This is a genomic window from Mycobacterium sp. NGS69, from assembly GCF_059812165.1.
In genome coordinates, this window is record NZ_JCALCD010000005.1 from 253,902 (window position 1) to 277,908 (window position 24,007).

The window sequence follows — 24,007 nt, forward strand, 5'->3', positions numbered from 1 at the left end:
CTGACTGTGGCATCTTCGCGTTTCGCGGATACTGGCTGTTTGCCAACGCAGAGCTGCCTCATGGCTGAGTTGTCGTGGAGGTATGAGGTCGGGTGGCCGACGGCGACGATCGCAGCTCGGCGTTAGCCGGGCTAGGCCGGCGTGGGCTGGTGACCAGGATGCACGCGCAGCTGGACGAGTTGCTGGCGGCGCGCGATCAAATGGAGCACCTGCTGCGCGTGTTCGTCGAGATCGGCACGAACGTCGATAACCTCGACGCCACGTTGCACCGGGTCATCGGCGCGGCCAGGGAGCTGACCTCCGCCCCCTACGGCGCGCTCGCCATCCGCGATCCCGACGGCACGTTGCTCAGGTTCATCCACGAGGGCATGGACGCCGACACCGTCGAACGCATCGGACCCCTGCCGGTGGGCAAGGGCCTGCTTAGCCTGTCGCTCCTCGACACCCCGGCCCTGCGCGTGGACGACATGAGCGCACACCCGGCCGCCGCCGGGTTCCCCGCGCACCACCCGCCCATGCGCGCCTTCCTCGCGGTGCCCATCACCATCCGCGGGATCGTCTTCGGCAACATCTACCTGACCCACGTCGATCCGACGCGGGTGTTCTCCGAGTCCGACGAGGTGGCCGCCCGCGCGCTCGCGTTCGCGGCCGCGGCCAGCATCGACAACGCCCAACTCTTCGAGCGCGAGCGGCTGTCGGTGAAGTGGATGGATGCGAGCCGCGAGATCACGACCGCGCTGCTGTCCACCACCGAGCCGCACCGCCGCCCTCTGCAGTTGATCGCCGAGAGCGCGCGCAGGCTGACCGACGCCGAACAGGCGATCGTCCTCGTCCCGGCCGACGCGGACCTGCCGTACGACGAAACCGACACGCTGGTGGTGTCCGCCGCGGTGGGTGTTCACGCCGACGAGGTAATCGGCCGCCAGGTCCCGGTGGAAGGTTCCTCCAGCGGCGAGGTCTTCCGGACCGGCCAACCGATGATCACCGAGTCGTTGCGCTACCCGATCCAGGCCTTCACCGATGTCGGGCAGCGCCCCGCGATCCTGATGCCGCTGCGCACCGACGACCAAGTCGCGGGCGTGATCGCGATCGCACGCGGCGCGGAGGCGCCACCGTTCGACGAGAGCTACCTCGACCTGGTCAGCGATTTCGCCACCCACGCCGCGATAGCCCTGGTCCTGGCGGCGGCGCGGGACGACTCGCGTCAGCTGACCATCGTCGCCGAACGCGAGCGCATCGCCCACGACCTGCACGACCATGTCATCCAGCGGCTGTTCGCCACCGGCATGGACCTGCAGGGCACGCTGGCCCGGTCCCGTTCCCCGGAGGTGGCCGAGCGCCTGAACCGCACCCTGGACGATCTGCAGACCATCATCGAGGAGATCCGAACGACGATCTTCCAGCTCAAATCGCCGTTGGGGAAGGGCGCCGACTTCCGGCAGCGGATCCAGCAGGTGGTTGCCGACCTCACCCAAAATCGGGAGATCGTCACGACGATGCGCCTGCACGGGCCGATGACCGCGGTCGACGGCGAACTCGCCGAGCACGCTGAGGCGGTGACCGCGGAGGCGGTCAGCAACTGCCTCCGCCACTCGGGTGCGTCGCGGCTGACCGTCGAGGTCGACGTCGCCGACATGTTCATCCTCGACGTCAGCGACAACGGCTGCGGCATCCCCGCCGACAACGTCCGCAACAGCGGGCTGGCCAATATGAAATACCGCGCCGAACAACTCGGCGGCACCTGCGAGGTCACCAATCCACCGGAGGGTGGCGCCCGCGTCCACTGGATCGCCCCGCTGACCGACGGCTAACGGGCTGGGGTCTAACGGCCCTGCCGAGCGGCGCCAGATCCGAATAGCGTCATGGATCATGAGCGATCGGGCGGTGGAAGCCGCGGACACGGTCCAACTGCTCGACGGACGTGTCGTGTCGTTGCGGCCACTCGGCGCCGGGGACGCGGAGGCCGTCATGGATCTGCATCAACACCTCAGCGATCACGACCGCTACTACCGCTTCTTCACGCTCCAGCCGGTCCAGCTCGACGAGGTCGTCGACGAGCTGACCACACCCGCCCCCGGCCGGTACGCGCTTGGGGCGTTCGACGCGGGCCGGCTGATCGGCGTGGCCAACTACACCGTCGTGCGCGAGCACCCGAAGGCCGCCGAGTTCGCGATCGTGGTCGCGCACGAAGATCATTCGCTCGGTGTGGGAACGGCCCTGCTCAAACACCTGGCCCGGATCGCGCGGGGCCGGCGAATCGGGCACTTTGTCGCCGACGTGCTGAGCGAGAACCACCTGATGCTGATGGTCGTGTTCGACCTCGGCTGGCGGTGCGAGCCCGCGGAGTACGGATCCGTCCGGCACCTCGAGATCGAACTGCCCGACTTCGACGACGAGGACGCGAAATGTCTGGCGTGACAAAAAAATTCGGGATCCTGGTCTCCGTCGACGGTTCGCCGGCATCCGATGCCGCCGTCGCCTGGGCGTCGCGCGAGGCCATCATGCGCAAGCTGCCCCTCACGTTGATGCACGCGGTGGCACCGGTGGTGGTCGGCTGGCCGGTGGGCCAGTTGTACGACGAGATGCCCGAGTGGCAGCGAGACGACGCACGGCACGTCATCGATCAGGCCCGCAAGACGCTGAGCGCGGCCCTGGCGGGCGCACAGCCACCCGAAACACGCACCGAGACGGTCTATTCCGGCGTCGTGCCGGCATTGATCGAGGCTTCGAAAGACGCGTTGATGATCGTCGCCGGCAGCCAGGGCCTGGGCGCGATGGGCCGCTTGCTGTTGGGCTCGGTCACGACGGGGCTGGTGCACTACGCCCACTGCCCGGTCGCGGTCATCCACTCCGATGTCCCCGCGGACGCCGACGCGCCGGTGCTGCTGGGCATCGACGGATCGCCCGCGTCGGAAGCGGCGACCGCCCTGGCCTTCGACGAGGCGTCGCGCCGCGGCGTCGGGCTGCGCGCGCTGCACGTGTGGAGCGACGTCGCGGTGTTCCCGGTGCTGGGGATGGACTGGCACGACCGCGAGCGGGAGGGCCAGGAGATCCTCGCCGAACGCCTGGCGGGCTGGCAGGAACAGTATCCGGATGTGCAGGTCGAGCGATTGCTCTTCTGCGACAAGCCATCCCACTGGCTGCTCAAGGAGTCCGAGCGGGCCCAGCTGGTGGTGGTCGGCAGCCGCGGGCGCGGCGGGTTTCCCGGGATGCTGCTCGGGTCGGTGGGCTCGGCCGTCGCGCAATCGGCGAAGGTTCCCGTGATTGTTGTCCGTGAGGAGAATCGATGATCGAACAGCTGGAGGACATGCCGGAAGGGGTGACCGGCATCCGTGTGTCGGGCCGGCTGCGTGGTGACGAGCTACGCCACTTCAAGCCCGAGATGGAAGAGATGCTCAAAAAAGGCGAGATCAGGATCGTGGAGGTCATCGCGCCCGATTACGAGGGCTTCGGGCCGGGCGGGTTCGCCGAGGACCTCAAGCTCGGGTTCGGCATGCTTTTCACGCATTACTCGGACTTCAAGCGGATCGCCGTGGTGTCCGACAAGGACTGGGTCGGCCATGTGATGCACGCGGTCGCTTGGATGATGCCCGGCGAGCTCGCCGTGTTCGGGCTCGACGAACTTGACCGCGCCAAGGAGTGGGCCGCCGCCTAGGCGGTCTATTCGTAATCCCTTGTGTCACCGTGGTTTCAGGCGTCACAAATCTGGGATTCTTGTCGGTGGGTGTTCCTAATCTTGGGGTATGGGTTCGGGCAGTCGTGAGGAGATCGTCGAGGTGTTCGACGATCTCAAGGGGAATCTGAAACGGCTGCGCGATTTGTCCTTTGACGTGTTGACCACCCCGGAACGACTTTCGGCCCTAGAACAACTGGAATCCTTCGCGCGCGGGCTGCGCGCCCCGCAGCACACGCTGATCAATCAGGTCGGCGTCCAAGCCAGCGCCGAAGAACTTTAGGTGAACGCCGCGCGCTCACGGGTGAGTCGTTGCCGCCGCTCATGCCCGCGACCGCCACCGCCCAACGCGAGGGGCTGATCGGCGACGGGCATGTGCGGGTGATCCGCAGCTTTTTCGCTCACCTGCCCGCCGAGGTCGACCCGGGCACCCGGGAAGCCGCCGAGGCCGACCTGGCCGACAAGGCCCGCCACTACCGTCCCGACGAGTTGGCCAAGTACGCCCGCCGGATCATGGACTGGCTGCACCCCGACGGCGAGTTCAGCGACGCCGAGCGGGCCCGTAAACGCGGCATCGTGCTGGGCAACCAGGAATTCGACGGCATGTCACGTATCAGCGGGCTGGTGACTCCCGAATTGCGGGCCGCGATCGAGGCGATGTTGGCTAAGCTGGCCGCCCCCGGCGCGTGCAACCCCGACGATGAAAACCCGGTCGTCGACGAGACACCCGACGAACAGGCGGTGCGCCGCGACACCCGAACCGGCGCCCAGCGCAACCACGACGCCTTCCTCGCAGGGCTGCTTGCCCTGTTCGCCTCCGGCAAGCTGGGCACCCACAACGGGTTACCGGTGTCCATCATCGTGACCACCACGCTGCAGGAGCTGGAGGCAGCCACCGGCAAGGCGCTGACCGGCGGCGGCAGCCTGGTGCCGATGTCGGATGTGATCCGCTGGGCCGGCCACGCCCACCACTACCTCGCCATCTTCGACCAGGCCAAGCCCTTGGCGCTCTATCACACCAAACGCCTGGCCAGCCCGGCACAGCGAATCATGCTCCACGCCAGGGACCGCGGCTGCACCAAACCGGGCTGTGACGCCCCGGCCTATCACAGCCAGGTCCACCACGTCACCGGCTGGAAAACCACCCGCCGCACCGACATCGACGACCTCACCCTGGCCTGCGGACCCGACAACCGCCTCGCCGAACAAGGCTGGACCACCCGCACCAACGCCCGCGGCGAAACCGAATGGCTACCCCCACCACACTCCCCCGCAAGCGGGAGGTACCCCCACGACGCGGACAACCCCGCACCAACAGCTTTCACCACCCCGAACGATTCCTCCGCGACACCGACGACGACGAACCCGTTTGACGCCGGGCAGTTTTCGCGAGGCGCTGGCCTCAGTCGCGCACCACCAGCACCGAGCATCCGTCATGGCCGGATTGTCCCGGCGGGCCGATCATCTGCGACACCTTGTCGGCGTCCTCGCTGCCCACCACCGCCAGCTGGACGGATTCCTGCGTGTGAGCGAGGAATTCGGCGGGCCCGCGCCTCGCGGCGGCCGGCATGACATGCACTTCGGGATAGCGGGATACCCACTGGCGAAGCCGCTGCTCGAGCTGGCGGTAGGGGATCTCGCCCAGGCCCCACCGCCAAACCCCGAGCGCGAGGATCGGTGCTCCACGCAGCCGCGCCTCGTGGAAGCCGAGCTCGAGCACGGCATCGTTGGCCGGCGAATCGTCGACGACGACGGCCACCCATCCCGGTTCCGCCTCCTGGCCGTCGGCCCGTACGACCGCGACCGGGCATTGGGCCTTTCGGGCGACGGCGTCGACGGTCGAGCCGAGCAGCTTGCGAGCGACGCGTCCGATCCCCACGGAACCCGCGCAAACCATGGCAGCGCTTCGTGATTCGTCGATCAGGACGCCCTCCGGCGACCCGCGCACGATGTCGCATTCGACCTTGACCGGCTTGCCCATGGCCTGCAGCGCTGCATCGGCGTCGCGCAGCGCCCCCTGCGCGTACTGGACCTCCATGCTTGTCGAATCGCCGGATCGATCGGGCACGGCCTGGACCAGCCGCAGCGCGATGTTGCGGCCTATCGCCTCCGTAAGGGCCCATTTCGCGGCGTTGACGGCGGCTTCTGAGCCGTCGATGCCTACCACGATCTTGGCCGGTGTTTGCGTCTGGTCCATGATTCCTCCCGATCCGGCGGCCGGGCCGCCAATCGCAGACGTTATTGCGCGACCTACCTTTTCGGCAGGGTCGTTCGACCCACATTCCGGAGCATTAGGGCTTCACGCGACCTCGATGCTCTGCCCGGGCGAGAGACGCTGCACGCGGCCGCGGCATTCGACCATGATCGGGCCGGCATTGCCCGCCTCGGACGTCAGAACGCCGGTCCGTCCACTGATCCGCAGATGAACCCGCTGACCCCGGTAGACGAATGGGAACTCGATGGGGCCGAGCGCCTCGGGCCAGTGCGGGCCGAGCACCAGCCGATCGTCACGCGTTTCCAGCCCGGTGAAGCATCGTTGCAGCAGATCGACGCTGCCCGCCATCGCCGCGAGGTGTATTCCTTCCGAAGTGGTGCCACCCTGGATATCGATGACATCGGAGCTCAGCACCTGGACGAAGTAGCGCATGGCGTGGTGCCGGTGGGCACGGGTGAGCACCCACGAATGGACGATCGCGGACAGCGTCGATCCGTCTGAGGTCCGGGACAGGTAGTACTCAATCGTCTTGGGAATCTGCTCGGCCGAGAACCGGTAGCCGAGCCGGCCGAACAGGCCCAGCAACTCCTCCGAGGACAGCAGGTAGAAGAGCATCAGCGCGTCGGCCTGCTTGGACGCCCGGTAGTTGTTCACGCTGTCATCCTCGGCCTCCAGGATGCGGTCGAGTCTTTGGATGTTCCCGTAGCGCTGTCGGTAGCCCTCCCAATCCAGTTCGCCCAGTTCCGAATAGCCCTCGAACTGGCTGATCACCCCGTCGTGGAAGGGCACAAACATGCGCCGCGTCACGTGATCCCACCGGTCCAGCTCGTCGGCCGTCAGGTCGACCTTTCCGACCAGATCGAGCCTGTCGCGCAGCGGCAGCAGGTCCAGCGCGTCCATGGCCCGCATGATCACCCAGACCGCCATCACGTTGGTGTACGCGTTGTTGTCGATCCCGTCGTACTCCTTGCCGGGGTAACCCGAATGGAACTCGTCGGGGCCGATGATTCCGCGGATCGTGTAGCGGTCGCGGGTGTCGTCGAACGTCGCCAGGCCTACCCAGAAGCGTGCGATCTCGACCAGCATCTCGGCGCCGTAGTCGCCAAGCCACTGACGGTCACCGGTCACCTGGTAGTGCTGCCACGCGTTGTACGCGATCGCGAGGCCGACGTGATGCGCGCGCGCACTGGCGTCCGGGTTCCACCGGCCGGACTGCGGATTGAGGTGCACTTCCTGACTCACCTCGCGCCCGTCGCTGCCCGATTGCCAGGGGTACATCGCGCCGCGATACCCGGCCCGCCGCGCAGCGCGGCGCGCCTCGGGGAGCCGGCGGTATCGATAGAGCAGCAGCGAGCGGGCGACGTTGGGCATACGCAGACTCAGCACCGGCGAGACGAACAGCGCGTCCCAGAACACGTGCCCGCGGTAGGCCTCGCCGTGCAGCCCCCGCGCCGGCACCCCGGCGTCGAGTTCGGCGGTGTGCGGCGAAATCGTCTGCAGCACATGCACCAGATGCAACCGGAGGACCCGCAGCATCAGCGTGTTGTCGGCTATGCCGATGTTGCACTGCTCCCATAGCCGGTCCCACGCCCGGGCGTGCTGCCGGCGCAGGTCGGCGTACCGGCCGGCGGCGTCGAGGTATTGCTGGGCGGCGCTTGCCGATTCGGAGATGGCGGTGTCGCGGCCGGAAAAGATCGTCACGACCTTCTCACAGGCGACCGACTGGCCCGCCGAGAGGGCGACCGCGATGTTGTGACCGCCGCGGTCGCCGTCGGCCACGACGGTGTACTCGGCATCGGCTCGGCCGTCCCCGCACCACAGGGTGGTGCGGGCCGCGACCGCGACCGAGATGTGCGACTGCGACGTTTCCGTGCGCAACAGCACGGAGTCGGGCCCTATTTCGTCGATCACCGTTCCGGTGAGGTGTGCGCTGGACAACGACCGGTAGCGCTCGACCATGGTGTTTTGCACGCTTCCGTCCAGCAGGGAGCTGAACTCGATTGTGCCCGACCAGTTCTCGGCGCTGACGGTGGTCTGCATGGCGAGCAGGTGCGGCTGGTGCATGGACGCGAAGCGCTGCTGGTCGAGCGTTGTGATCTGGCCGGATCCGTCCCGGAATCGCAGACTGCGGGTCAGCGTCGCGCTACGCAGGTCGAATGTCTGTCGATAGGAAAGTAGTTCGGCATCATCGACATGGAACCACGGGCCGCCGTTGACCCGGAACGTCAGCGACAGCCAGTTCGGGAGGTTGACCAGGCTCTCGTTCTCGATGGTCCGGCCCGCGACCCGATCCGCCAGCGTGTTGTACACGCCGGCGGCGTAGGTGCCGGGGTAATGGGAGTCGGACGCGGCCGCCTCGGGTGCGCAGCCCCGGGTCGCGACGTAGCCGTTGCCGACGGTGCACAGCGCCTCGCGCAACCGCTCGTACTGCGGGTCATAGCCCTCGTACACGAGTTCCCACGCGTCGTCGGCTCTCGGCGCGGCGGATGCCAGGTCCTGAGCCAACCTGCCTACGAACTCGGCTACTGCGGCGGGGCTTTCGAGGCTGAACAGCGCGGCGGACGTGCGATCACCATGCTCTTCGTGCCGCACCACGATTCCCACGCCGTCGAACTGGACCGCGTCGAAAGCATCCTCGTCGGTGATGTCGTCGCCGATATAGATCGGCAACACGGCACCCGGATCGGCGCCGATGATGCGCTCGAGCAGCCAAGTGAGCGTCGAGCCCGTGTCCGTGCTCGGGCGCAGTTCGATCACCTTGCGACCGGGGGTGACCCGGAGGCCCTCGGAGCGGCCGAGTTCACGGGCGGTCCTGATCACCCGGTCGACGTTAAAGGGATCGGCATGGCGATAGTGAACTGCGATGCTGAAGCGCTTGCGTTCCAGCACTATTCCCGGGATAGCGCTCAGTGTCTCGGCGAGGCGATTGGCGGCGCGGGCCAGGGCGTCGGCGACGCCGGCGGCGGCATTCTGGTGGCTAGTGCCATCCGGCGCCACCAATTCGAACCCGTGGCTGCCGGCGTACCAGACCCCGTCGACGTTGACCCGGTCTCGGACGTCGCTGACATCGCGGCCGCTGACCACGGCCACGGGACACTGGGCGGCCAGCGCGCGCAGCGCGTCGCCGGCGCCCTCGACGAGAGACGCCGAGTCCGGCTGTTCGGCGATTTCGGACAGCGTGCCGTCGAAGTCGAGGAAGATAACCGGTTGCCGGTTCGCTACCAGTTCTTTCACCTGGCTGTACGCCTGCAGGGCGTCGATGATCGTGGACAGGGTCGCTTCACCGCTGCGCACCGATATCCCGCCGAGGTCGGCGATCACGGTGTCGGCCCCGCAGGACAGCAGCTCGTCGGCGTCTCCGTTGCGAGTAAGGCCGATGACGAGGCCGAAGCCGGACTCCCTGCCGGCCTTGACGCCGGCCGGGTCGTGGCCGATGACCACGCACCGGACGGGGTGCACCCCCAGCTGGTGCGCCGTCTGGGCCACGTCGCCGTTGGCGACGCCCACCAGGTCGTCGATTCCCGCGCTGCGCAGGACGGGCACGCAGTCCCGCTCGGGCGCGTAAACGGCCGTCGCGACGCCGGCATCCCGCAGCCGCCGCAGCAACGGGACGGTCGAATCCTGCGCCTCGACGCCACCCGTCGCGGTCTCCGTCACGACGCTGTCCAGGCCGAGGATCACCGCATCGTGGTAGCGCTTGTCGACGGTGGCGGGCCATTCGGTCACGCCTGTGACGATGCCACTTCGCGGCCCGGGTCAACGGGGCCTGATGGCCATGGCTTTGGGGACTAAAGCCTCATGCTCGGCCACCGTACGGCCAATAGCGTTTTTCCTGACTAAGGGAGGAAAAGATGTCTACACCCATGAACCGCGACGGCATCGTCGTCGGAGTCGACGGATCGCCCGCTTCCAATGCCGCCGTCTGCTGGGCGGCCCGCGATGCGGCGATGCGCAACGTGCCGCTGAAGCTGGTTCACATGTACAGCACGTACGTGCCGACCTTCCCCCAGATACCACTTCCGGCCGGCGTCACGGTGTGGCAGGAGGAGGACGGACAGCAGGTGCTCGAGCAGGCGCTCAAGATCGCCGAGGAGGCCGTTCAGGGTCACCAACGGCTTGCCATGACCAGTGAACTGAAGTGCTCGCCGCCGGTGCCGACGCTGATCGACCTGTCCGAAGGGGCCGAGATGATCGTCGTCGGCAGCAACGGGCGCGGGGCCTTGGGCCGGGCGTTGTTGGGTTCGGTCAGTTCCGGCGTCGTCCGGCACGCGAAGTGCCCTGTCGCCGTCGTCCGGGACGAGGACATGTTGATGGCGCACCCGCAGCAGGCTCCCGTGCTGCTGGGCATCGACGGCTCGCCGGCCTCCGAGCTCGCGACGGCGATCGCGTTCGACGAGGCATCGCGGCGCGGGGTCGACCTGAATGCGCTGCACGCGTGGAGCGACGTTCAGGTGCTCGAGCTGCCCGGGTTCGATTGGGAGGTGGTGAAGGCCGAAGCCGAGCGCAGCCTCGCCGAACGGCTCGCGGGCTGGCAGGAACGCTATCCGGACGTCACCGTGCACCGACTCCTGGTGTGCGATCAGCCGGCCCGCCAGTTGATCGAGAAATCGGAGGCCGCGCAACTGGTCGTCGTCGGCAGTCACGGCCGGGGCGGCATCGCCCGGACGCTGCTGGGTTCGGTCAGCAACGCCGTCGTGCACTCGGTCCGGATGCCGGTGATCGTGGCGCGGCCTGAGTAAGGCTTGGCACAATAATTCGGTGCCCGACGTGCCCTTCGTGCCCTATGCAGCTGTGCACGAAACCCACACGGGCGTGGTGGTGCTCGCCGGTGATCGGGCGTTCAAGGCGAAGAAGCCGGTGCTGACCGACTTTCTGGACTTTCGCACGCCGGAGCGGCGCGAACGCGTGTGCCGCCGCGAGGTCGAGCTGAACCGCCGGCTCGCACCCGACAGCTACCTCGGGGTCGCCCACCTGTCCGACCCGGGCGGCGGGCCGGCCGAACCGATCGTCGTGATGCGGCGCTACCGCGACGAGGACCGGCTGGCGGCCATCGTCGGCCGCGACGCCGACGGCTCGGTGCGCGGGCTGCTGGACACCATCGCCGCCGTGCTGGCCCGCTTTCACGAGCGCGCCGAGCGCGGCCCGGCGATCGACGCGCAGGGCGAGGCCGCGGCGATCGAGAAACGCTGGAATGACAACCTGGCGGAGCTCGACCGCTACGCGGGCACCCTGCCGAGCGAGACGCTGTCGCGAATCCGGCGGCTCGTCACCGAATTCATCGCCGGCCGCGGACCCCTGTTCCGGCGCCGCATCGCCGACGGGCTCGTCGTCGACGGCCACGGCGATCTGCTCGCCGACGACATCTTCTGCGGCCAGGACGAACCGGCGCTGCTCGATTGCCTGGAGTTCGACGACCAACTTCGCTACGTCGACTGCGTCGATGACGCCGCGTTCCTCGCCATGGACCTCGAGTTCCTCGGCCGCAAGGATCTCGGCGAGCACTTCCTGCACCGCTACTCGGCGCACTCGGCGCGGACGGCGCCGCCGGCGCTCGCCCACTTCTACGTCGCCTATCGCGCCGGAGTTCGGGCGAAGACCGACTGCGTGCGGCTGTCGCAGGGCAAGCCGCAGGCCGCCGACGCCGCCGCCCGGCACCTCGCGATCGCCGACGAACACCTGCGCGGCGGCGCCGTGCGCTTGGCCCTCGTCGGCGGAAACCCCGGCACCGGCAAGTCCACGGTCGCCCGTGCACTCGCGGAACGGACTGGGGCCCAGGTCATCTCGACCGACGACGTGCGCCGCGAACTGCGGGACTCCGGCGCGATCGCCGGCGACGCCGGCGTCCTGGACCAGGGACTGTACAGCCCGGACAACGTCGCGGTGGTGTACGAGGCCGCCCTGCGCCGGGCCCGCCCGCTGCTGGGCGACGGGCAGTCGGTGATCCTCGACGGCACCTGGCGCGATCCCCGGACCCGCGCGCGGGCCCGTGACCTCGCCTCCGAAACACATTCGGCGACGGTGGAACTCATGTGCGCGTCGGCCGCCGACACGGCGGCCGGCCGAATCACCACCCGGCGGCCGGGCAATTCGGAGGTGACCCCCGAGATCGCCGCGGCGATGGCCGCCGAACGCGCCGGTTGGGACACCGCCCACCGGATCGACACCTCGGGGGCCGTCGAGGACTCGGCGCGCGCGGCCCTCGACGCCTGGCGCCGGGCGATTTAGGTCCGATCCCAGGAGTCGAACGCCCCGGTCGTAGGGGACCAACGGCCCTGTCAGCACGGCGAACCAGCTCCTTATGGTCAGTTCGAGAGACCCGAGTGGAGTGGTTGAGATGCTGTTGAAAGCGCCGGATTCCGAAGTCATCCGCGACGCCGTTATGCTGGCGAGCCGGGCCCCGTCGCTGCACAACAGCCAGCCGTGGCGGTGGGTGGTCGAGGGCGCGCGGCTGCAGCTGTGGGCCGACCCCCGCCGGCTGATGTACGCCACCGACCGCTCCGGCCGGGAACTGACGCTGAGCTGCGGCGCGGTCCTCGACCATCTTCGGGTCGCCATGGCCGCCGCCGGCTGGGACAGCTCCACCGAGCGCCTCCCGGATCCCGCCGAGCCGGACCACCTCGCGACGCTCGAGTTCCGGCCCGCCGACACCGTGACGGAGTCGCAGCGCCTGCGCGCCGCCGCGATCCATAACCGTCGTACCGACCGGCTGCCGTTCGCCGCTCCCGCCGGCTGGCCGGTGGTGGAGGCGCAGCTACGCCTCGCGGTCCATCCACATGACGTGCTGCTCGACGTGGTCGCCGACGATGACCGGCCGACCCTGGCGGAGGCGTCCGCGGTAACCGAGCAGCTACGGCGTAACGACTCGGCCTACCTGTCCGAATTACGCTGGTGGACTTCACCGTTCGAGTCGGATGCCACCCACGTGCCAGAAAGCTCGCTGGTGTCGAGCGCGGAGGCCGCCCAGGTCGACGTGGCCCGGACCTTCCCGCCGGCGGGCGGGGGCCACCGCGGTGCCGCCCTCGATCGCGACCACTCGAAGATCGTCGTGCTGTCCACCCTCCACGAGGACGACCGGCTGGACGTCTTGCGCTGCGGCGAGGCGCTGTCGGCGGTGCTGCTCGAGTGCACGGTGGCCGGCCTGGCCACCTGCACGCTGACCCACATGACCGAAATGGCGATGAGCCGCCACATCATCGCGCAGATCACCGGGACCGCCGGGCAGCCCCAGCTGCTGATCCGGGTCGGCAAGTCCGCGCCGAACGGCCACCACGTCGAGCCCACCGCCCGGCGGCTGGTGACGGAGGTCCTGAAGTTTCGCAGCGACCCGCGAGGGGAGTGAAAGGAGGTGGCGCCGATGGCTCGGCACTGGCTCGTGATGGAGACCGCCGGGGAGGGCGTCCCGGCCCCGTTCGTCGCCCGGCTGGCCGGCGCCGGCCGGCAACTACCCGAAACCCGGCTCACCACGGACGAATTGATGGCGACCACGCGCCACCACACCCACATCGACCTGGAGCGGCTCACCGGGATCCGCGAGCGCCGCGTATCGGTGGGCGACGAGGACTCCTACAGCCTCGCCACCTCGGCGGCGTTGAACTGCCTGGCCACCGCGCAACAGGACCCCGCCGCGCTCGACGTGGTGATCAGCTGCAGCATCACGAAATTTCGCGGCGGGCTCACCCAATGGCTCGAGCCGACGATGAGCAGCGCGGTGGCCCGCGCGATCGGTGCGCCGCAGGCGATGACCTTCGACGTGTCCAACGCGTGCGCCGGGATGCTCACCGGGGTCACCATTTTGAACAACTGGATCCGGCAGGGCATCGTCGAACGCGGGCTCGTCGTCAGCGGCGAGTACATCTCGCAGCTGAGCCACAACGCCGCCCGCCACATCCGCAACATCATGAGCAAGGAACTCGCCTGCCTGACCCTCGGCGACGCCGGTGCGGCGCTGCTGCTCGAGCGGGCCCCCGCGGGATCCGCCGGGATCGGCCTGGCCGGGTTCACCACCGTCGCCGATTACAGCCGGCTCTGCCTGGCTTATCCCGAAGGCCACGACCCGGGCGCGCGGATGTTCACCAACTCGCGCGCCATTCAGAAGGCTGCGATCTCCAACACCCCGCTGTTGTTGAGCGAAGTGCTTGACGCGGTGGGCCTTTCGATTCACGACATCGACCACGTCATCACCCACCAGACCTCGGCGCGGGCCATCCGCAAGGGCATGGCGCGCATGTCGGAGACGTTCGGTGACAGCCCGCGCCACGACGCGGTGATCACCGTCGACCGGTACGGCAACACCGCGTCGACGACCCACACGGTGGCCCTGGTCGAGGAGCTCGAGGCCGGAAACATCCGGCCCGGGGAACGGGTCGCCCTGCTCGCGCTGGCCTCCGGCCTGGAGATCGGCGTTGTCCTGTTGACACTGGATGAGGATTTGGTGAAGCGCTATGGGCACGGTGATTGATCGAGTCGACGTCGCACATCCGCGGTTGCGGGGCCGGCACAGCGCGCTGCATCTTGCGGTAACCGCCGCCAAGGACTGCCTGCACCGGGCCGGATGTGACCCCGACGACCTGGATCTGGTCGTCAACGCCGGGATTTACCGCGACCGCAACCTGGGGGAGCCGGCGCTGGCCGCGCTCATCCAGGACGACATCGGGGCCAACCCGGAGGATCCGCACGCGGGCGCGCACGGCACCTTTTCGTTCGACATCGCCAACGGGGCCTGCGGGGTCCTGACCGGGCTGCAGATCGTCGACGGGTTCTTGCGGTCACGCAGCATCGACCGCGCGCTCGTCGTGGCCAGCGACGCCGATCCGGGTCATGGGATGAGCGAGCACTTCCCGTTCTCGGCCGCCGGCGCGGCCCTGCTGTGCCGCTGGACCGACGACGACTCCGGCTTGAGCCGGGTGTCCTGGGTGAACACCGACGACACCGACGCGTTCTCGGCGACGGTCGGATTCGCCGACGCGCGAAATGTGTTGCGATTCAATCGTTCGGCCGACATGGACGAGCGGTTCGCCGCGGCGGCCGCCGCGGCCGCGCGGGCGTGCCTGGACGCGCAATCCGTGGGCCTGGACGACGTCGACCTGATCGTCGCCGCCCCGGCCCGGCCCGAGTACCGCGCGGCGCTGAGCCGCCTGCTCTGCGTGCCGGCCGAAAAGATCTGCGTCGCAGCCGATCACCGCATGCACACGGCCGCCCTGGCGGCGGCTTTCGAGCCCGAGGCCGAGCGGCTTCCGGGGGGCGCCCGGGTGCTGTTCGTCGCGGCGGGCGCTGGCATCACCGCCGGTGCGGCGCTGTATCGCCAGCCGTAGCCGCCGAGATCCGCGCCAGCGTAACGCTGGAGCTCGAGCGCCACGCCAGCGTAACGCTCGGCTTAGCGACCGGGCCCCGTCACTGCAGCGGCACCGCCTGGCGCTCCAACTCGAGGATCTGGCGGGTGGTCTTCACCACCACGTCGGGGTTCAGGCTTATCGAGTCGATGCCGATGCGGACCAGGAACTCGGCCATGTCCGGGTAGTCCGAGGGCGCCTGCCCGCACAGCCCCGAGTGAATTCCGTTGCGCCGACAGCCCTCCACGGCCAGGCGAATCATCTCCTTGACGCCCTCGTCGCGCTCGTCGTAGTCGAAGGCCACGATCTCGCTGTCGCGGTCGACGCCGAGGGTGAGCTGGGTCAGGTCGTTCGAGCCGATGGAGAAGCCGTCGAAGCGTTTGGCGAACTGATCGAGCAGGATCACGTTGTTCGGGATCTCGCACATCGCGTACACCTCGAGTCCGTTCTGGCCGCGCTGCAGGCCGAGTTCGGCCATGGTCTTCAGCACCAGGTCTGCCTCGGTCACCCGGCGCACGAACGGCAGCATGATGACGACGTTGGTCAGGCCCATCTCCTCGCGGACCCGTTTCATCGCACGGCATTCCAGCGCGAAGCCCTCGGCGTAGGCCGGGTGGGCGTAGCGCGACGCGCCGCGGAACCCGATCATCGGATTGCTCTCAACCGGCTCGAACGCGCTGCCCCCGATCAGGCTGGCGTATTCGTTCGTCTTGAAGTCCGACATCCGGACCACCACGGGCTTCGGCCAAAAGGCGGCCGCGATCGTGCCGATACCCTCGGAGAGGCGCTCGACGAAAAAGGCGCCGCCGTCGGGGTAGCCGCGGGTGAGCCGTTCGATCGTGCGGAGGGCCTCGGCGTCGCCGACCTTTTCCGGGTGCAGCAGGGCCAACGGGTGGACCTTGATGTATTCGCTGACGATGAACTCCATCCGGGCGAGTCCCACACCGTCATTCGGCAAGAACGACGTCTTGAACGCGAGGTCGGGATTGCCGAGGTTGACCATGATCTGGGTCCGCGGCCGGGCCAGGCCGGCCACTTCGGTGCGATCCACGTGGAAGCCCACCTCGCCGCGGTACACGCGCCCGGTGTCGCCCTCGACGCAGGACACGGTGACGGCCTCGCCGTTCGGGACGCTGGTGGTGGCGTCGCCCGCGCCGACCACGGCCGGGATGCCCAGCTCGCGCGCGATGATCGCCGCATGGCAGGTGCGCCCGCCGCGGTTGGTGACGATCGCGGCGGCGATCTTCATCACCGGCTCCCAGTCCGGTGTGGTGGTGTCGGCGACCAGCACCTGGCCGGGCTGGAAGTCCGAGAGGTGCTCGAGGTTGTCGATCAGTTTCGCCTTACCCGACGCGACCTTCTCGCCGACCGAGCGGCCCTCGGTGAGTATCTCGCCGCGACCCTCGAGCACGTACGTCTCCACCGTGCTCGGGCTGCGTTGGGAGGCAACCGTTTCGGGGCGCGCCTGGACGATGTACAGCCGCCCGTCCAGACCGTCCTTGGCCCACTCGATGTCCATCGGTCGCCCGTAGTGCTGCTCGATGGTGCACGCGTAGCCGGCCAGCTCGAGGACGTCGTCGTCCGTGATGCAGAACCGGGCGCGGTCGGCCTTCGGCGTGGGGATGTTTCGGACCGTGTTCTTGGTACCGCCCTCGACGAAGACCATCTTCACCGCCTTGTCGCCGACCAGGCGGCGCAGGACGGCGCGGTGGCCGGCCTGATACGTCGGCTTGTGGACGTAGAACTCGTCGGGGTCGACGGCGCCCTGAACCACGTTCTCGCCCAGCCCGTAGGCGCCGGTCACGAAAACGACGTCGTTGAAGCCGGATTCGGTGTCGATGGTGAACATCACGCCCGACGAGGCGAGGTCGGAGCGCACCATCTTCATGATCCCGATCGACAGCGAGACCTTGAAGTGGTCGAAACCCTGGTCGATGCGGTAGTGGATGGCCCGGTCGGTGAACAGGCTGGCGAAGCAGCGACGGCACGCGTCGAGCAGGCTCTCCGGGCCCTTGATGTTGAGGAAGGTCTCCTGCTGGCCGGCGAAGCTCGCCGTCGGCAGATCCTCGGCGGTCGCCGAGCTGCGCACCGCGAGGCTGACCTCCTCGCCGTACTCCTGCTGCAGCATGCGGTAGGCGGACACGATCTCTGCGGCCAGGTCGTCGGGAAGCCCCGCGCCGTAGACGATCTCGCGGGCGCGTTTGCCCCGGCGGGCCAACGCGGCGACATCGTCCGGGTCGAGGTCGTCGAGTTCGGCGTGCAGCGCGTCCCAGGCGCCGGCGCTGTCCAGGATGTGCCGGTACGCCTGGGCCGTCGTGGCGAACCCGTGCGGGACGCGGATGCCCCGCCCGGACAGCTTCTGGTACATCTCGCCGAGCGAGGCGTTCTTGCCGCCGACCACCGGCACGTCGTCGATGCCGATTTCTTCGAAGAAGCGAATGTAGTTGAAACTGCCCATGATGTGTTCCTCCGTGGTTGCTGCGTTCAATAGGTTTCGTAGATACCGCTGTTGGCTTTGCGCAATGCCCAGATGTAGTCCGCGCGTTCCTGTGCCTCGCAGTCCTCCGCTTGGGCGGCGGCCAGTAGCCCGCGAACCTGGTTGAGGTCGTGAAATCGCTTGCGGTTCATCCAGTTCTTCAACTCCCGCAACAGGACACCCGCATAGTCGGGGCCATGGCGCAGCAACGCCGACGCGCACTGGACAACATCGGCCCCGGCGAGCAGATACTTGGCCACGTCGCCGGCGTGCTCGACGCCGGTGCTGGCCGCCAGTGAGGCGCGTATCCGCCCGTGCAGCAACGCGATCCAGGTCAGCGGCAATCGTGTGTCCGAAGGCGTTGACAGGGAGACGGTGCGCACCATGGACAGCGTCTCGGGGTCGATGTCGGGCTGCAGGAACCGGTTGAACAGCACCAGCCCGTCGGCGCCCGCGGCGTCCAGGCGGTGCGCCATGTCGGCGGTGGCGCTGAAGTAGGGGCTGAGCTTGACGGCGACCGGAATCGTTGCCGCGCTTTTGGCCTCGGCCAGTACGTCGAGGTGGCGCTGCTCGACCTCGGCGCCGGTAACGGCGGTGTCCCCGGGAAGGTAATAGATGTTGAGCTCGATCGCTGCCGCGCCGGCGTCCTGTATCCAGCGCACGTAGCGCGCCCAGCCGCCGGGTGTCGATGCGTTCAGGCTGCCGATGACGGGAATGTCGATCGCGGCGGCCGCGCGCTCGACGAGCCGCAGATACCGGTGACCGCTGCGACCATCGTCGACGGTGTCCGGAAAGTAACTGAGCGACTCGGCGTAGCTTTCGCTGCCTTGGGTCGCCATCCGCTCGTTGTGTGCGGCCTCGCGGCGCAGCTGTTCCTCGAACAGCGAGTACAGCACCACCGCGCCGACCCCGGCGGTTGCGAGCCGGCGCACGTCATCGACCGTGGCGGAAAGGGGTGACGCGGAGGCCACCAGCGGGTTGCGCAGGTTCAGACCGAGGTAGCGGGTGGACAGGTCCATCAGTCCGTCCTCCGTGCGTCGGACGGAAAGTGGTGCGGGGCAAGGGAAGCCATGTCCTCGTAGGTGCTCCAGCGCTGGTCGATTGACTCCTGCGCCAGCTCCAGGAGCCGTTCGGCCTCATCGGGGTCGGAGTTGGCCAGGCTGCGGTAGCGCAGTTCCCGGTAGCGGTAGTCGGCAAGCGGGAGGCGGGGGCGGTGGGAATCCAGCAGGAACGGAGGTGTGCCGGTGGCACGAAGCACCGGGTTGTACCGGATCAACGGCCAGTGTCCGCTGGCCACCGCACGGTGTTGCTGGTCGAGTCCGTAACGCAGCTCGAATCCGTGAGCTATGCAGTGGCTGTAGGCGATGACGATCGACGGGCCGTCGTAGGCCTCGGCCTCACGGAAGGCCAGCAGGGTCTGTTGCGGGTCGGCGCCCATTGCGACGCGTGCGACGTAGACGTTGCCGTACGAAATGGCCTGTAGCGCGAGATCTTTGCGCGGTACCGTCTTGCCGGCGGCGGCGAACTTGGCCACCGCGCCCAGCGGTGTGCTCTTGGACATCTGCCCGCCGGTGTTGGAGTACACCTCGGTGTCGAGTACCAGCACATTGACGTTGCGCCCGCTGGCCAGCACGTGGTCGAGGCCACCGGCGCCGATGTCGTAGGCCCAGCCGTCGCCGCCGACGATCCACACGCTGCGGCGGATCAGGTGATCGATGACGCTGCGCAACTCGTCGCCGAGCGCGGGCGGAAGCCTGTCGAACCGGTCGGCCAGTTCGGCCACGCGCTGGCGCTGGGCGTGCAGCTCCGACTCGCGCTGCTGCGGGGCGGCCAGGATGGCGTCGACGAGGTCGGCGCCCAGGACCTCGCGTTGTACGGTCAGCAGCTGACGGGCTTGGTGCAGGTGAGCGTCGGCGGCCAGCCGAAGGCCGAGGCCGAATTCTGCGTTGTCTTCGAAAAGCGAATTGGACCAGGAGGGGCCGCGCCCCTCGGAGTTGGTCGTCCAGGGCGTGGTCGGCAGGTTGCCGCCGTAGATCGACGAGCAGCCGGTGGCGTTGGCGATCATCAACCGGTCGCCGAACAGCTGCGAAAGCAGTTTCAGGTAGGGGGTCTCCCCGCAACCCGCGCACGCGCCGGGGAATTCGAAAAGCGGCTGCAGGAACTGCGCGCCGCGCACGGTCCCGAAGTCCACCATCGAGCGGTTGGCCACCGGCAGCGTTTCGAAGAACGCGATGTTCTCGCGTCCCGCGGCGACCAGCGGCTCGCGCGGCGCCAGGTTGATCGCCTTGGTGACCGGCGAGCCTGGGACGACGGCCGGGCAGGCCTCCGCGCACAGATTGCATCCGGTGCAGTCCTCGACATAGACCTGCAGCGTGTAGCGGGTCTCGGGCACACCCACCGCGTTGAGCGGCGCTGAGGGAAACGTCTCCGGCGCGTCGCGCAGTCGCTCCCGGTCGTAGAAGGTGGTGCGAATGACGCTGTGCGGGCAGACAAATGCGCAATTGCCGCACTGGATGCAGGTGTCTGGATCCCACACCGCGACGAGGTCGGAGATGTTGCGTTTCTCGTAGGCGGCGGTGCCGCTGGGATAGCTGCCGTCCACCGGCAGGGCGCTCACCGGCACGGCATCCCCGCGGCCCGCGATCATTTCACCGGTCACTCTGCGCACGAAATCCGGTGCGCCGGCGGGGATGAGGGGCTCGGGCTCGTAGCTGGAGCTGATCCGGTCGGGGACGTCGACCCGGTGCAGTCGCTGCAGGGTGCGATCCACCGCGTCGACTTCGCGGGCCACCACGTCGGCGCCCTGCCCGGCGTAGGACTTGGCGACACTGTCCTTGATCCGGGCGAGCGCCTCGTCGGTGGGCAGTACGCCGGAGATCGCGAAAAAGCAGGTCTGCAGGACGATGTTGATCCGCCCGGCCAGCCCGACCTCGCGGGCGATGGCGCTGGCGTCGACGGCATGCAACCGGATCTGTTTGTCGATGATCTCCTTTTGCACGGTGCCCGGCAGGCTGTCCCACACCCGCTCGGGTGCATGCCTGCTGTTGAGCAACAGTGCGGCGCCCTGGGCGGCGCGACCCAGCACGTCGATCTGGTGCATGAACCGTTCGTGATGGCAGCCGACGAAGTCGGCGTGCTGCACCAGGTAGGGCGCGTGGATCGGCTCGGGCCCGAACCGCAAATGCGAAACGGTCTGCGAACCGGACTTTTTGGAGTCGTAGACGAAGTAGCCCTGCGCGTACAGATTCTGCTCGGCGCCGAGGATCTTGATGGTGTTCTTGTTGGCGCCGACCGTGCCGTCGGAGCCCATCCCGAAGAACACCGCGCGCACCGTGTCGGCGGGTTCGATGTCGAAGCGGGCGTCGTAGTCGATGCTCGTGCCGCTGACGTCGTCGTCGATGCCGACGGTGAATCGCGGCCGCGGCCGCTCCTGGCCCAGCTCGCCGAACACGCCCGCCACCATTCCAGGGGTGAATTCCTTGGAGGACAGGCCGTACCGCCCGGCGCACACCCGCGGCAGCGACGACCGGTCGCCGCCGTTGTACGCCTCGGCCAGTGCGGCAACGACATCCAGGTACAGCGGTTCGCCCAGCGAACCCGGTTCCTTGGTGCGGTCCAGCACCCCGACGACGCGGACGGTGGCGGGCAGCGCCGTCAGCAGCGCCTTCGCGGGAAACGGCCGATACAGCCGCACCTGCACCACCCCGACGCGTTCGCCGCGTGCGCCCAGGGCCGACACGGTCTCGGCCGCGGTCTCCCCGCCGGATCCCATCAGCACCAGCACCCGCTCGGCTTCGGGATGCCCGGTGTACTCGACGATGCGCATCGGCCGGCCGGTGCGCCGGCCGAGCTCGTCCATCAGTTCCTCGACCACCTCGGGCACCCGGGCATAGAACGGGTTGACGGTCTCGCGGGCCTGAAAGTAGGTGTCGGGATTCTGCGCGGTGCCCCGGATGAACGGCCGGTCCGGCGACAGCGCGCGGTCGCGGTGGGCCAGGATCAACGGCTCGGGGACCAGGGCGCGCAGGTCGTCGTCGCCGAGGGAGTCGATGGTGTTGAGCTCGTGCGAGGTGCGAAAGCCGTCGAAGAAATGCACGAACGGCACCCGGGTGCGCAGCGTCGCCGCCTGGGCGACCAGCGCCAGGTCGTGGGCTTCCTGCACCGAGGCCGACGACAGCAGCGCGAAGCCGGTCTGGCGCACCGCCATCACGTCCTGGTGGTCACCGAATATCGAAAGGCCCTGTGCGGCAATGGATCGCGCGGCGACATGGATCACCGCCGCGGTCAGCTCACCGGCTATCTTGTACATGTTCGGGATCATCAAAAGCAGGCCCTGCGACGAGGTGAACGTCGTCGCCAACGCCCCGCCCTGCAAGGCGCCGTGCAGGGCGCCCGCCGCCCCGCCCTCGCTTTGCATCTCCACCACTGTCGGCACCGTGCCCCACACGTTCGGCCGCCGTTGGCTCGACCAGGAGTCGGCCAGCTCGGCCATCGGCGAGGACGGCGTGATCGGGTAGATGCAGCACACCTCGTTGAGCCGGTAGGCCACCGAGGCCGCGGCCTCGTTGCCGTCCACCGTGATACGCGTCATCTCGGCTCCGGCGTCATCTCGATGGCGTGCACCGGGCACTGCTCGTAGCAGGTGGCGCAGCCGGTACACCTGTCGTAGTCGAAGCGGTAGCGGTTACCGGGCCCGAGCTTGATCACCGCGTCCTCCGGGCAGGCGCCCAGGCAGCCGTCGCACTCGAAGCAGTTGCCGCAGGACAGGCACCGGCCGGCCTCGAATACCGCGGCCTGCGCCGACAGGCCGCCGACGATCTCATCGAACCCCGTGACCCGTTGCGCGGGAGCGAGTTCCGGCTGTGGGCGCCGGTGCGCATCACCGAAGTACCACAGGTGCAGCCCGTCGAACTCCGCGGTCGGGTGCTTCGGCGGGCGCTCCCACGAGCCGCCGCGCAGCCACGCGTCGATGTGGTGGGCCGCCTTCTTGCCGTGCCCCACGCCGACCGTGACGGTGCGTTCGCAGGGCACCATGTCACCGCCGGCGAACACGCCGGGGCAGCCGGTCATCAGCGACGACGACACCCGCACAGACCCGTCGTCGTCGAACTCCACGCCGGGCAGGCTGCGCATGAACGCCGACTCCGTCTCCTGGCCCAGCGCCATGATCACGGTGTCGGCAGCGAGCGTCTCGAATTGTCCGGTCGGCGACGGGCGTCCGGACTCGTCGAGGCGCATCAGCTCCACTCGCAGCTCGGGGCCCTCGAAGGCGGTGATCGTGCGCAACCAGGTGATCCGCACGCCCTCGCGCTCGGCCTCGTCGACCTCGTGCTGGTGGGCGGGCATTTGGGCCGCCGTACGGCGGTAGATGATGACGGTGTCCTCGGCGCCCAGGCGGCGGGCGACGCGGGCGGCGTCCACCGCGGTGTCGCCGCCGCCGTAGACGGCGACGCGGCGGCCGAGGTCAGGTCGCTCGCCGGAGGCGACGCCGCGTAGGAACGACACGGCGTCCAGGAGCGATCCCGCGTCGCGGGACGGGATGTCGACGCGTTTGGCGAGATGGGCGCCGACCGCGACGAATACCGCGTCGAAGCGTCCGGCATCCCGCTCGGCGGCGAGATCGTCAACCCGGTGCTCGCACGTCAGCTGCACGCCGAGCGCGGCGATCCTGTCGATCTCGGCGTCGAGTACGTCGCGGGGCAGTCGATAGTTCGGGATGCCGTAGCGCATCATTCCGCCCGGCTCGGCGCCGGAGTCGCGGACCTCCACCTGGTGGCCGAGCCGCGTCAGGTGGTAGGCGGCGGACAGCCCGCTGGGCCCGGCCCCGACGACGAGAACGCGCTTGCCCGTCGGTTGCGGTGCCGGCCCGAAGAGCCAACCCCGTTCGCGGGCGGTGTCCCCGAGGAACCGCTCTACAGCGTGGATCGACACCGACGAATCGAGATGTGTGCGGTTGCATACGGATTCGCACGGGTGGTAGCAGACGCGGCCGTGAATCGAGGCGAAGGGGTTGTCGAGGGTGAGCTGACGCCACGCGTCCTCGGCGCGCCCGGCGCGAGCATGCGCGAGCCATGCCTGGATGTTCTCGCCGGCGGGGCACCCGGCGTTGCACGGCGGCCTCAGGTCGACGTAGACCGGGCGGCGATCGCGGACGGGGCCGGCGCGCGGCCTGCCGTGCAGCAAGTCGGGCAGGGCGGTCGCGTCGCCGCGAACAACGGCACCGAAACCGTTGAAATCGCTGCTGGACCGCCCGGCCATCATGGTGCTCACGATATGGCCGGGGTATGCCGCCGCGCTGCCGTCATTAGGCCCCG

15 protein-coding genes and 1 pseudogene are annotated in these 24,007 nt (G+C 68.6%); 10 read left to right on the forward strand and 6 right to left on the reverse strand.

The features are described 5' to 3' along the window. The first annotated feature begins 158 nt into the window (after positions 1 to 158). The 5 genes and pseudogenes from AC5Y2S_RS17190 to AC5Y2S_RS17210 all read left to right on the forward strand — a co-directional run bounded on the left by AC5Y2S_RS17190 (position 159) and on the right by AC5Y2S_RS17210 (position 5,046). The gene (locus tag AC5Y2S_RS17190) at positions 159 to 1,811 is read left to right on the forward strand and encodes a sensor histidine kinase (protein ID WP_499901848.1); all 1,653 of its coding nucleotides are present in this window, start codon (positions 159 to 161) and stop codon (positions 1,809 to 1,811) included. A 58-nt stretch (positions 1,812 to 1,869) separates the two neighbouring features. Then, positions 1,870 to 2,418, forward strand: coding sequence for a GNAT family N-acetyltransferase (locus AC5Y2S_RS17195; protein ID WP_499901307.1), 549 nt, complete (start codon positions 1,870 to 1,872; stop codon positions 2,416 to 2,418). Continuing rightward, positions 2,406 to 3,290 carry a universal stress protein gene (locus AC5Y2S_RS17200; protein WP_499901306.1) on the forward strand — a complete coding sequence of 295 codons (885 nt, stop codon included), beginning with the start codon at positions 2,406 to 2,408 and terminating at the stop codon, positions 3,288 to 3,290. The genes AC5Y2S_RS17195 and AC5Y2S_RS17200 overlap by 13 nt, the downstream gene beginning before the upstream one ends. Then, the gene (locus AC5Y2S_RS17205; RefSeq protein WP_499901305.1) at positions 3,287 to 3,655 is read left to right on the forward strand and encodes a SpoIIAA family protein; all 369 of its coding nucleotides are present in this window, start codon (positions 3,287 to 3,289) and stop codon (positions 3,653 to 3,655) included. The genes AC5Y2S_RS17200 and AC5Y2S_RS17205 overlap by 4 nt, the downstream gene beginning before the upstream one ends. Positions 3,656 to 3,743: 88 nt before the next feature. After that, positions 3,744 to 5,046: pseudogene (locus tag AC5Y2S_RS17210) on the forward strand (HNH endonuclease signature motif containing protein). Positions 5,047 to 5,075: 29 nt separating this feature from the next. Here AC5Y2S_RS17210 and AC5Y2S_RS17215 read toward each other — a convergent pair. Together AC5Y2S_RS17215 and otsB are read right to left on the reverse strand one after the other, a co-directional pair. Then, entirely contained in the window at positions 5,076 to 5,870 is a 795-nt protein-coding gene (locus tag AC5Y2S_RS17215) for a universal stress protein (RefSeq protein WP_499957249.1), read from the reverse strand. 102 nt (positions 5,871 to 5,972) lie between these two features. Continuing rightward, positions 5,973 to 9,614, reverse strand: coding sequence for a trehalose-phosphatase (gene otsB, locus AC5Y2S_RS17220; protein WP_499957250.1), 3,642 nt, complete (start codon positions 9,612 to 9,614; stop codon positions 5,973 to 5,975). A gap of 125 nt (positions 9,615 to 9,739) precedes the next feature. Between otsB and AC5Y2S_RS17225 the strand changes: the two genes are divergently transcribed. The 5 genes from AC5Y2S_RS17225 to AC5Y2S_RS17245 all read left to right on the forward strand — a co-directional run bounded on the left by AC5Y2S_RS17225 (position 9,740) and on the right by AC5Y2S_RS17245 (position 15,199). Next, positions 9,740 to 10,627, forward strand: coding sequence for a universal stress protein (locus AC5Y2S_RS17225; protein ID WP_499901302.1), 888 nt, complete (start codon positions 9,740 to 9,742; stop codon positions 10,625 to 10,627). A 19-nt stretch (positions 10,628 to 10,646) separates the two neighbouring features. Beyond that, entirely contained in the window at positions 10,647 to 12,113 is a 1,467-nt protein-coding gene (locus AC5Y2S_RS17230; RefSeq protein WP_499957251.1) for a bifunctional aminoglycoside phosphotransferase/ATP-binding protein, read from the forward strand. A gap of 109 nt (positions 12,114 to 12,222) precedes the next feature. Continuing rightward, positions 12,223 to 13,227 carry an Acg family FMN-binding oxidoreductase gene (locus AC5Y2S_RS17235; RefSeq protein ID WP_499957252.1) on the forward strand — a complete coding sequence of 335 codons (1,005 nt, stop codon included), beginning with the start codon at positions 12,223 to 12,225 and terminating at the stop codon, positions 13,225 to 13,227. 15 nt (positions 13,228 to 13,242) lie between these two features. Continuing rightward, the gene (locus tag AC5Y2S_RS17240; protein ID WP_499879554.1) at positions 13,243 to 14,346 is read left to right on the forward strand and encodes a 3-oxoacyl-ACP synthase III family protein; all 1,104 of its coding nucleotides are present in this window, start codon (positions 13,243 to 13,245) and stop codon (positions 14,344 to 14,346) included. Then, on the forward strand, positions 14,330 to 15,199 hold the full coding sequence (locus tag AC5Y2S_RS17245; RefSeq protein ID WP_499957253.1) for a 3-oxoacyl-ACP synthase: 870 nt from the start codon (positions 14,330 to 14,332) through the stop codon (positions 15,197 to 15,199). The genes AC5Y2S_RS17240 and AC5Y2S_RS17245 overlap by 17 nt, the downstream gene beginning before the upstream one ends. A gap of 79 nt (positions 15,200 to 15,278) precedes the next feature. On the opposite strand, the gene ppsA is transcribed toward AC5Y2S_RS17245, so the two are convergent. The 4 genes from ppsA to AC5Y2S_RS17265 are packed head-to-tail and all read right to left on the reverse strand — an operon-like array spanning position 15,279 to position 23,951. Beyond that, on the reverse strand, positions 15,279 to 17,675 hold the full coding sequence (gene ppsA, locus AC5Y2S_RS17250; protein ID WP_499957254.1) for a phosphoenolpyruvate synthase: 2,397 nt from the start codon (positions 17,673 to 17,675) through the stop codon (positions 15,279 to 15,281). A gap of 26 nt (positions 17,676 to 17,701) precedes the next feature. Beyond that, positions 17,702 to 18,712 carry a dihydroorotate dehydrogenase-like protein gene (locus AC5Y2S_RS17255; protein WP_499957255.1) on the reverse strand — a complete coding sequence of 337 codons (1,011 nt, stop codon included), beginning with the start codon at positions 18,710 to 18,712 and terminating at the stop codon, positions 17,702 to 17,704. Then, entirely contained in the window at positions 18,712 to 22,284 is a 3,573-nt protein-coding gene (gene nifJ / locus AC5Y2S_RS17260) for a pyruvate:ferredoxin (flavodoxin) oxidoreductase (protein WP_499957256.1), read from the reverse strand. Before nifJ ends, AC5Y2S_RS17255 begins: the two co-directional genes overlap by 1 nt. Then, complete coding sequence (locus AC5Y2S_RS17265; RefSeq protein ID WP_499957413.1) at positions 22,281 to 23,951, reverse strand: NAD(P)-binding protein; 1,671 nt, start codon at positions 23,949 to 23,951, stop codon at positions 22,281 to 22,283. The genes nifJ and AC5Y2S_RS17265 overlap by 4 nt, the downstream gene beginning before the upstream one ends. Positions 23,952 to 24,007: the final 56 nt, after the last annotated feature.